We start from the raw sequence: 7,383 nt of genomic DNA, 5'->3' as shown, positions 1-7,383 counted from the left end.
CCATACCGAACACGGAAGTTAAGCTCTTCAGCGCCGATGGTAGTTGGGGGTCTCCCCCTGTTAGAGTAGGACGTCGCTGAGCAATGAGGAAGATGGATGAATATCCATCTTCTTTTTTTGTGTTTAAAAAGGAGTCCACTGGGGTGAAGACTCATAAATGAAAAATGAGGAAGAAGATGGCCAAACCCATCTTCTTCTTTTCATTTAAAAGGTGTAAGTACGGATTTTAGGTTTTATAAGCTTTTCGACAAATCGGCATCTAAAACCAGCCCCAATAATAAGATATTCTGCAAACCAATCACTTAAATCACCTCCCCACAGCTTTCTCAAAAAAGTCACCCTTAAAGTGGAAGATGGGCAAATCGATCTTCCTTTTTTTTATAAATGACAAGCCGCGATGTCATATGCTCCTCGTTTTTTTATGCTACACTAGGAGATAAAAACCAATGGGGAGGATATAGAAATGAAAAATGTTCACTTTGATACTTCCGCTGTTCATGCTGGTGGTCATGCAAGCGTAAAATCAGTTAGTAAAGTAAAGCCGCTCTATCAGACATCTGCCTTTTCTTTTTCAGATTTAGATGACTTAGAGGATTATTTTCGTGGTAAGAATGACTTTTTATACACGAGGATGAACAATCCTAATCAAGACGACTTCGCTAAAGGGGTTGCCGAACTGGAACAAGCTCCTGCTGGTGTAGTTACTTCATCAGGCATGTCGGCTATTTTAGTTGGAATTCTGGCTGTTGTTCAAAGTGGCGACCACATCATAGCATGCGAGGATTTGTACGGAGGTACATATAAGCTTCTATCAGATGAATTAAAAAGCTTTGGCGTTGAAACTTCATTTGTATCGTTTAGTGACGCACATGATATCGAAAAAAATATCAAACCCAACACGAAACTTATCTATTCCGAGTCTGTAACAAACCCTCTTCTTAGAGTTGAGGATCTTTCAGGGCTCGTTACTTTAGCAAAAAAGCATGGAATAACCACAATGATCGACAATACATTCGCAACTCCATATGTTTTGCAGCCATACACTCAAGGGATTGACCTTATCGTTCATAGTGCTACGAAATACTTGAATGGCCATAGTGATGTAACTGCGGGAGTCGTTGTTGGGAGAGAAGATCTCATTGCAAATGCTAAATCTAAAATGATTCATCTTGGATGTAATCTAGGACCGTTTGATGCATGGCTTGCGTCTAGAGGATTAAAGACGTTAAGTGTTCGAATGGAGCGTCATTTAACAAATGCTCGTGAATTAGCCAGACAGCTTAAAGACACAAAAGGCATTAAAACGGTTTATTATCCCGAGTTTGTAAGTGAAAAAGGCAATGGCGCGATCGTAACCATTGAGTTAGATGATAAAAGTGATGTTCACACGTTTTTCAAATCACTAGACTGGGTGCATATTGTTCCTACACTTGCTGGCGTTGAAACGACTGTATCTTATCCATTAGGTACATCTCACCGTGCATTACCGATAGAAGTGAGTGAGAAATTAGGAATCCATAAAAATGTTATTCGAATCTCTGTAGGCATCGAGGATAAAGAAGACATTTGTTCAGTCTTTAAAACAGCTGCAGGAAAAGCTTTAGGACTTTAAACTGTAACAAAAAAACAAATTGTTATCCCTTGTCGAATCGTGTTAAGATACCTTAGCGAAAGCGCTTCATCAAACACAACGAGGGAGGCATAAAAATGAAGCCGAAAGAAGAATTACACCGCGGGCTAGAGGAAAGACATATCACACTTATGTCACTTGGGGCCGCCATTGGAGTGGGCTTATTTTTAGGTTCAGCTTCAGCCATTAAAATGGCAGGACCAGCGATTTTATTCGCATATGCTCTAGGCGGAGCCGTTATGTTTATGATTATGAGAGCACTTGGAGAAATGGCGGTACATCAGCCGGTTGCTGGATCCTTTAGCCGATATGCTCGAAATTATCTTGGACCATTGGCCGGTTATTTAACAGGGTGGAATTATTGGTTCTTATGGATTGTGACGTGTATGGCGGAAATCACAGCTGTCGGGATTTATATGAAGATGTGGTATCCAGATGTAGCAACATGGATATGGGCATTAGCGGCACTTGTCATTATGGCTAGTGTGAACCTGATCGCCATTAAAGCTTACGGAGAATTTGAATTTTGGTTTGCATTGATCAAGATTGTTGCGATTGTTTTAATGATCATCGTTGGATTCGGAATGATCATATTTGGTTTTGGAAATGGCGGAGTAGCTACTGGTATTAGCAACCTGTGGGAAAATGGCGGGTTTGCTCCAAACGGCATTAAAGGTGTTTTAATGTCGATGCAGATGGTCATGTTCGCATATTTAGGTATAGAGATGATCGGTGTAACAGCAGGGGAAGTGAAGAACCCTGGAAAAGCGATATCGAAAGCCGTGAATACAGTGTTCTGGCGTATACTGTTGTTTTATGTAGGGGCATTGTTCGTCATCATGTCCATTTATCCGTGGGATCAGATTGGAACACAAGGAAGTCCTTTCGTTCTTACATTTGAGAAAATTGGGGTCGGACAAGCTGCAGGTATTATCAACTTTGTTGTGCTCACAGCTGCCCTTTCAAGCTGTAACAGCGGGATTTTCAGCACAGGACGTATGCTATTTAACCTAGCTGAGCAAAAACAGGCACCTTCTAAGCTAAAAAAGATCGGAAGAACAGGAGTTCCATCTGTAGCGATCTTAGTATCAGCAGCAGCATTGCTTATAGGGGTTGTCCTAAATTACCTTGTACCAGAAAAAGTATTTATTTGGGTAACGAGTATCTCAACTTTTGGGGCGATATGGACGTGGGGCATCATTCTATTGTCACAGTTGAAATTCCGTCGAAACTTAAGTGAAGAAGAAAAGAAGGACTTGAAGTTTAAAGCGCCGTTTTGGCCGTATGGATCCTATATAGCATTAGCTATTCTTATCTTTGTTATTGGGTTAATGGCGTACTTCCCAGATACAAGGATTGCGCTGATCGTTGGCCCGTGCTGGCTTGTCTTATTAACGGTCATTTACTATGCAAAAGGCTTTCATAAGACTTCTGAAGATCATAAAAAGGCAGCATAAACAGGAAAAAAAGAAGGCACTGGAAAAAAAAAAGTTTCCGGTGCCTAATAATTAATTAACACTTGCATCATACTAACAAACGTGTTATATTAATAAATGTCCGAAACAAGTTGTTATCTAAAACAGACTTTTAGAGAAAAAAACAACCTTTTATAACGTCGCGGGGTGGAGCATGGAGCAAGTGCTTCAGAGAAATTACGACGACATGTCTCGACGGATACACATCATGAGATGCTTGTAGAGGAAGAGACGACAAACTTGGACACATCGTCCATATACTTTTATAACGTCGCGGGGTGGAGCAGTCTGGTAGCTCGTCGGGCTCATAACCCGAAGGTCGCAGGTTCAAATCCTGTCCCCGCAACCAATTTTTATTCTTAAATCATTACCACTAAATTACATACTAGCTGGACCCGTGGTGTAGTGGTTAACATGCCTGCCTGTCACGCAGGAGATCGCCGGTTCGACCCCGGTCGGGTCCGCCACTAAAATAACGAAACAAAGGTTTCGTGTTTTTTTATGTCTACAGATAAGTTACACTTAAATAGATTACCGTTACCTTAGGAGCTCGATATGACCCTAAGGCTTTTTTATAATGATTTCGCTTAAAATGAGGTGAGTCCGGATGATTCATGATGAATTTGAATGGATTAAAAGCATTACCCCTTCTTCTTCCTTTCAAAAAGAGTTGATTGTCGGTATAGGTGATGATGCAGCTCTTTGGTCTGTGGACGAAAAGATGGAGCAAGTGGTTTGTGTCGATACGATGGTTGAAGGTGTTCATTTTACAAAGGATACGTTAAGTCCTTATCAAATTGGCCATAAAGCACTTGCTGTTAACTTAAGTGATTTAGGAGCTATGGGTGCGATTCCTCAATTTTTCTTAGTATCGATCGCGATACCAAATGAGTGGAGTGAACAAGACCTTCAAGAGGTTTATGAGGGGATGAAGGACCTCGCAAAGAAATACAGGACCGATTTAATCGGCGGTGATACAGTAAGCACGAAAGGGCCGCTTGTATTAACTGTCACGATTATTGGAAAAGTAGAGAAAGGGACTCATTTGCTTCGAAGTCATGCGAAACCAGATGACATTGTCTTTTTAACAGGGGTAACAGGAGAATCCGCAGCAGGACTCCATCTTTTATTAGAAAAAACGCGTCATCATTCATTTAGTGAATCAGAAAAAAGGCTCGTTGCACAGCACCAAATGCCTTTACCGCATATTGAACAAGGGCGCATTCTTTCAAAAAGCGGTTTTCGTATCAGTTTAAATGATGTGAGTGATGGGATTGCTAGTGAACTAAACGAGATTGCGGAGTCAAGTCATGTTACGATACATATTGATGAAGATAAGATACCTGTAAGTCCATTTCTAGAAGCTTTTTCAATAGAAGAACGGCGAAACTGCCAATTGTATGGCGGAGAAGATTATGTGCTGACGGGAACAGTCTCCCAACAGGATTATCAGGCACTTGCAAGCCTGTTTAAACAGCAATCACTTTCACTTTTTGTAATTGGGAAAGTGGGAGAAAAGGAAAATGCATCCGTCTATTTGTATCATACTAACGGACGAGCATCTAATCCGCTCACAAAAAAAGGATTTAATCATTTTAGGGAAAGGTAAGGGGAAGTCATGAGTCTATATCATATTCAATCAAAGTCAGCCGAAGAAACGATGACTTTTGCCGAAAAAATGGGGTTAACCTTAAAAAAAGGAGATGTTCTTACCCTGGCTGGCGATCTTGGTGCCGGTAAGACGACCTTTACGAAAGGGTTGGCAAAAGGATTGGGCATCACCCGGACTGTAAACTCCCCTACGTTTACCATTATTAAAGAGTACAAGGGCCGTTTGCCTCTTTACCATATGGATGTGTATCGCTTGGAAGACTCTTATGAGGATTTAGGCTTTGAAGAGTATTTTTCAGGAGACGGAGTATGTGTGGTGGAATGGGCGACATTTATAGAAGAGTATCTCCCTGATGAAAGACTGGAACTCGTGATCTCACATAAGGGAGAGGACGAGCGTGAAATTCAGTTAAAACCATTAGGCGAGCGATATGAAGAACGTGTTAAGGAGATTATGAAATGAAAGTACTGGCAATAGACACATCCAACCTCGTTATGGGGATTGCCGTATTGGATGAAGGAAAAGTGCTCGGCGAGTATATTACAAATTTAAAGAAAAATCATTCGATCCGCGTGATGCCAGCAATTGAACAACTATTGAAAGAAACGGGTGTTAAACCTGCTGAGCTGAATCGGATTGTAGTAGCGAGAGGTCCAGGATCCTACACAGGGGTCCGTATTGGCGTAACGATTGCGAAGACACTCGCGTGGACGTTAAAAATAGACTTAGTAGGGGTATCTAGCTTAGAAGTCCTTGCTCAATGCGGAAAATACTTCAATGGCTTTACCGTTCCTTTGTTTGATGCAAGACGCACACAGTTGTTTACGGGCCTTTACGGACAGCATGAGAATGGTGTATTTCAGAACCTTTGGGAAGACCAGATTATTTTATTAGATAGTTGGCTCACAAAGCTTCAAGAAACGAATGAAAAGCTATTATTTATAGGTAATGATCTTCCTATCCACCAAGAAACCATATCAGAAGTTCTTGGAAGTCAGGCCGTGTTTGGACAAGTATCTGATCATAACCCGAGACCGAGCGAATTGGGCCGTATTGGGATGGATAGAGATCCTGAGGACATCCATACGTTTACACCAAGCTATCTTCAGTTGGCAGAAGCAGAAGTGAACTGGCTGAAGTCGCAGGGGAAGTAGGTGTATCGAATGGGAGAGGCCTATACGTTTAGACTCGCTACCGTAAGTGATATTGAAGATATTCTGGGGATTGAACAATCTTCTTTTGCCGTTCCTTGGTCAAAAGAAGCGTTTTACAGAGAAATTGAACAAAATCAATTTGCGTACTATTTGATTGTGGAAGATTCCTTTCAACCCATTGGCTATTGCGGCATTTGGCTTGTTATGGATGAGGCTCATGTAACGAATATTGCGATACTTCCTTCTTACAGGGGAAGAAAATTAGGAGAACAGCTTATGAGAGAGGCCATTAAGCTCGCAAAAAGACAAGGTGCTTTGACGATGACCTTAGAAGCTCGAGTAAGCAATCATGTTGCGCAGAATTTATATAAAAAACTTGGCTTCCAAGCCGGTGGAATCAGAAAAAACTATTACAGTGATAACGGTGAAGATGCTTTAGTAATGTGGGTGGAACTATGATAAAAGATGAGATCATATTAGCAATCGAAACAAGCTGCGACGAAACGGCAGTAGCGATCGTTAAGAACGGTACTGAACTGTTAGCGAACGTTGTGGCATCACAGATCGAGAGTCATAAACGTTTTGGCGGTGTAGTTCCAGAAGTGGCGTCTCGTCATCATGTCGAACAAATCACGATCGTGATAGAAGAGGCCCTTAACAAAGCCGAGCTTGAACCAGCTGACTTAACGGCAGTAGCTGTAACAGAAGGACCAGGATTGGTCGGTGCGCTCTTAATCGGTGTAAATGCCGCAAAAGCCTTTGCGTTTGCACACGGTCTTCCGCTCGTTCCCGTGCACCATATTGCGGGTCATATATACGCAAACCGACTTGTAAAAGAAATGACGTTTCCGTTGTTGTCACTGATCGTTTCAGGTGGACATACGGAGCTTGTTTTGATGGAGGAGCACGGTTCGTTTAAAGTGATCGGCGAAACAAGAGATGATGCAGCGGGTGAAGCGTATGATAAAGTGGCTAGAACGCTGAATATGCCGTACCCAGGTGGCCCGCATATCGACAAGCTCGCACAAGAGGGTGAAGCGACTATTGACCTTCCGAGAGCCTGGCTGGAACCGGAATCTCTTGATTTTAGCTTTAGCGGGTTAAAATCAGCGGTTATCAATACGGTGCATAATGCGACACAGCGCGGAGAAGTGATTAAACCAGAAGACTTAGCAGCAAGCTTTCAAGCAAGTGTTGTGGATGTCCTTGTGGAAAAAACCTATCGCGCTGCAAACCGATTTGACGTTAAACAAGTGCTTTTAGCTGGTGGGGTGGCTGCAAACAAAGGTCTGCGAGAGAAGCTTGTGGTACGCTTTAAAGAAACGGATTTCGATTTGGTAATTCCGCCTCTGCATTTATGTACAGACAATGCTGCAATGATTGCTGCAGCAGGCAGTGTTGCTTACCAAAAGGGAACACGTGCAGATATGGCCTTAAACGGTGTGCCAGGTTTAGATTTAGAAGCGCAATAAGTGAGTGAAGTCCTTTTCCCCATTTGGAAAAGGGCTTTTT

General features: G+C 42.2%; 7 protein-coding genes, 2 tRNA genes and 1 rRNA gene. All 10 read left to right on the top strand.

All coding sequences use genetic code 11. The features are described 5' to 3' along the window. A 5S ribosomal RNA gene (gene rrf, locus KUV80_RS18345) occupies positions 1–82 on the top strand; the annotation flags it as partial. A 381-nt stretch (positions 83–463) separates the two neighbouring features. Continuing rightward, positions 464–1,612 carry a trans-sulfuration enzyme family protein gene (locus tag KUV80_RS18340; RefSeq protein WP_222464165.1) on the top strand — a complete coding sequence of 383 codons (1,149 nt, stop codon included), beginning with the start codon at positions 464–466 and terminating at the stop codon, positions 1,610–1,612. A gap of 95 nt (positions 1,613–1,707) precedes the next feature. Continuing rightward, positions 1,708–3,087 carry an amino acid permease gene (locus tag KUV80_RS18335; RefSeq protein WP_222464164.1) on the top strand — a complete coding sequence of 460 codons (1,380 nt, stop codon included), beginning with the start codon at positions 1,708–1,710 and terminating at the stop codon, positions 3,085–3,087. Positions 3,088–3,377: 290 nt separating this feature from the next. After that, a tRNA-Met gene (locus KUV80_RS18330) sits at positions 3,378–3,454 on the top strand. Between the two features lie 42 nt (positions 3,455–3,496). After that, positions 3,497–3,572, top strand: a tRNA-Asp gene (locus tag KUV80_RS18325). A gap of 140 nt (positions 3,573–3,712) precedes the next feature. Beyond that, positions 3,713–4,714 carry a thiamine-phosphate kinase gene (thiL, locus tag KUV80_RS18320; RefSeq protein WP_246625297.1) on the top strand — a complete coding sequence of 334 codons (1,002 nt, stop codon included), beginning with the start codon at positions 3,713–3,715 and terminating at the stop codon, positions 4,712–4,714. A 9-nt stretch (positions 4,715–4,723) separates the two neighbouring features. After that, entirely contained in the window at positions 4,724–5,179 is a 456-nt protein-coding gene (tsaE, locus tag KUV80_RS18315) for a tRNA (adenosine(37)-N6)-threonylcarbamoyltransferase complex ATPase subunit type 1 TsaE (protein ID WP_222464163.1), read from the top strand. Continuing rightward, on the top strand, positions 5,176–5,871 hold the full coding sequence (gene tsaB / locus KUV80_RS18310; protein ID WP_222464162.1) for a tRNA (adenosine(37)-N6)-threonylcarbamoyltransferase complex dimerization subunit type 1 TsaB: 696 nt from the start codon (positions 5,176–5,178) through the stop codon (positions 5,869–5,871). The genes tsaE and tsaB overlap by 4 nt, the downstream gene beginning before the upstream one ends. Before the next feature lie 9 nt (positions 5,872–5,880). Next, positions 5,881–6,330 (top strand): ribosomal protein S18-alanine N-acetyltransferase, encoded by a 450-nt coding sequence (rimI, locus tag KUV80_RS18305; RefSeq protein WP_222464161.1) that lies wholly within the window; start codon positions 5,881–5,883, stop codon positions 6,328–6,330. Beyond that, positions 6,327–7,343, top strand: coding sequence for a tRNA (adenosine(37)-N6)-threonylcarbamoyltransferase complex transferase subunit TsaD (gene tsaD, locus KUV80_RS18300; protein ID WP_222464160.1), 1,017 nt, complete (start codon positions 6,327–6,329; stop codon positions 7,341–7,343). The genes rimI and tsaD overlap by 4 nt, the downstream gene beginning before the upstream one ends. Positions 7,344–7,383: the final 40 nt, after the last annotated feature.

This window comes from Fictibacillus nanhaiensis (assembly GCF_019801215.1).
In the GTDB taxonomy this organism is placed as follows: Bacteria; Bacillota; Bacilli; order Bacillales; family Fictibacillaceae; genus Fictibacillus; species Fictibacillus nanhaiensis_C.
The sequence above is the reverse complement of the archived record's forward strand: the minus strand, read 5'-3'. Positions and strand labels throughout refer to the sequence as shown.

Bases quoted from the DNA above. Each gene is read 5' to 3' on its own strand.
- KUV80_RS18340 (WP_222464165.1), top strand. From the start codon at position 464: ATGAAAAATGTTCACTTTGATACTTCCGCTGTTCATGCTGGTGGTCAT.
- KUV80_RS18335 (WP_222464164.1), top strand. From the start codon at position 1,708: ATGAAGCCGAAAGAAGAATTACACCGCGGGCTAGAGGAAAGACATATC.
- thiL (WP_246625297.1), top strand. From the start codon at position 3,713: ATGATTCATGATGAATTTGAATGGATTAAAAGCATTACCCCTTCTTCT.
- tsaE (WP_222464163.1), top strand. From the start codon at position 4,724: ATGAGTCTATATCATATTCAATCAAAGTCAGCCGAAGAAACGATGACT.
- tsaB (WP_222464162.1), top strand. From the start codon at position 5,176: ATGAAAGTACTGGCAATAGACACATCCAACCTCGTTATGGGGATTGCC.
- rimI (WP_222464161.1), top strand. From the start codon at position 5,881: ATGGGAGAGGCCTATACGTTTAGACTCGCTACCGTAAGTGATATTGAA.
- tsaD (WP_222464160.1), top strand. From the start codon at position 6,327: ATGATAAAAGATGAGATCATATTAGCAATCGAAACAAGCTGCGACGAA.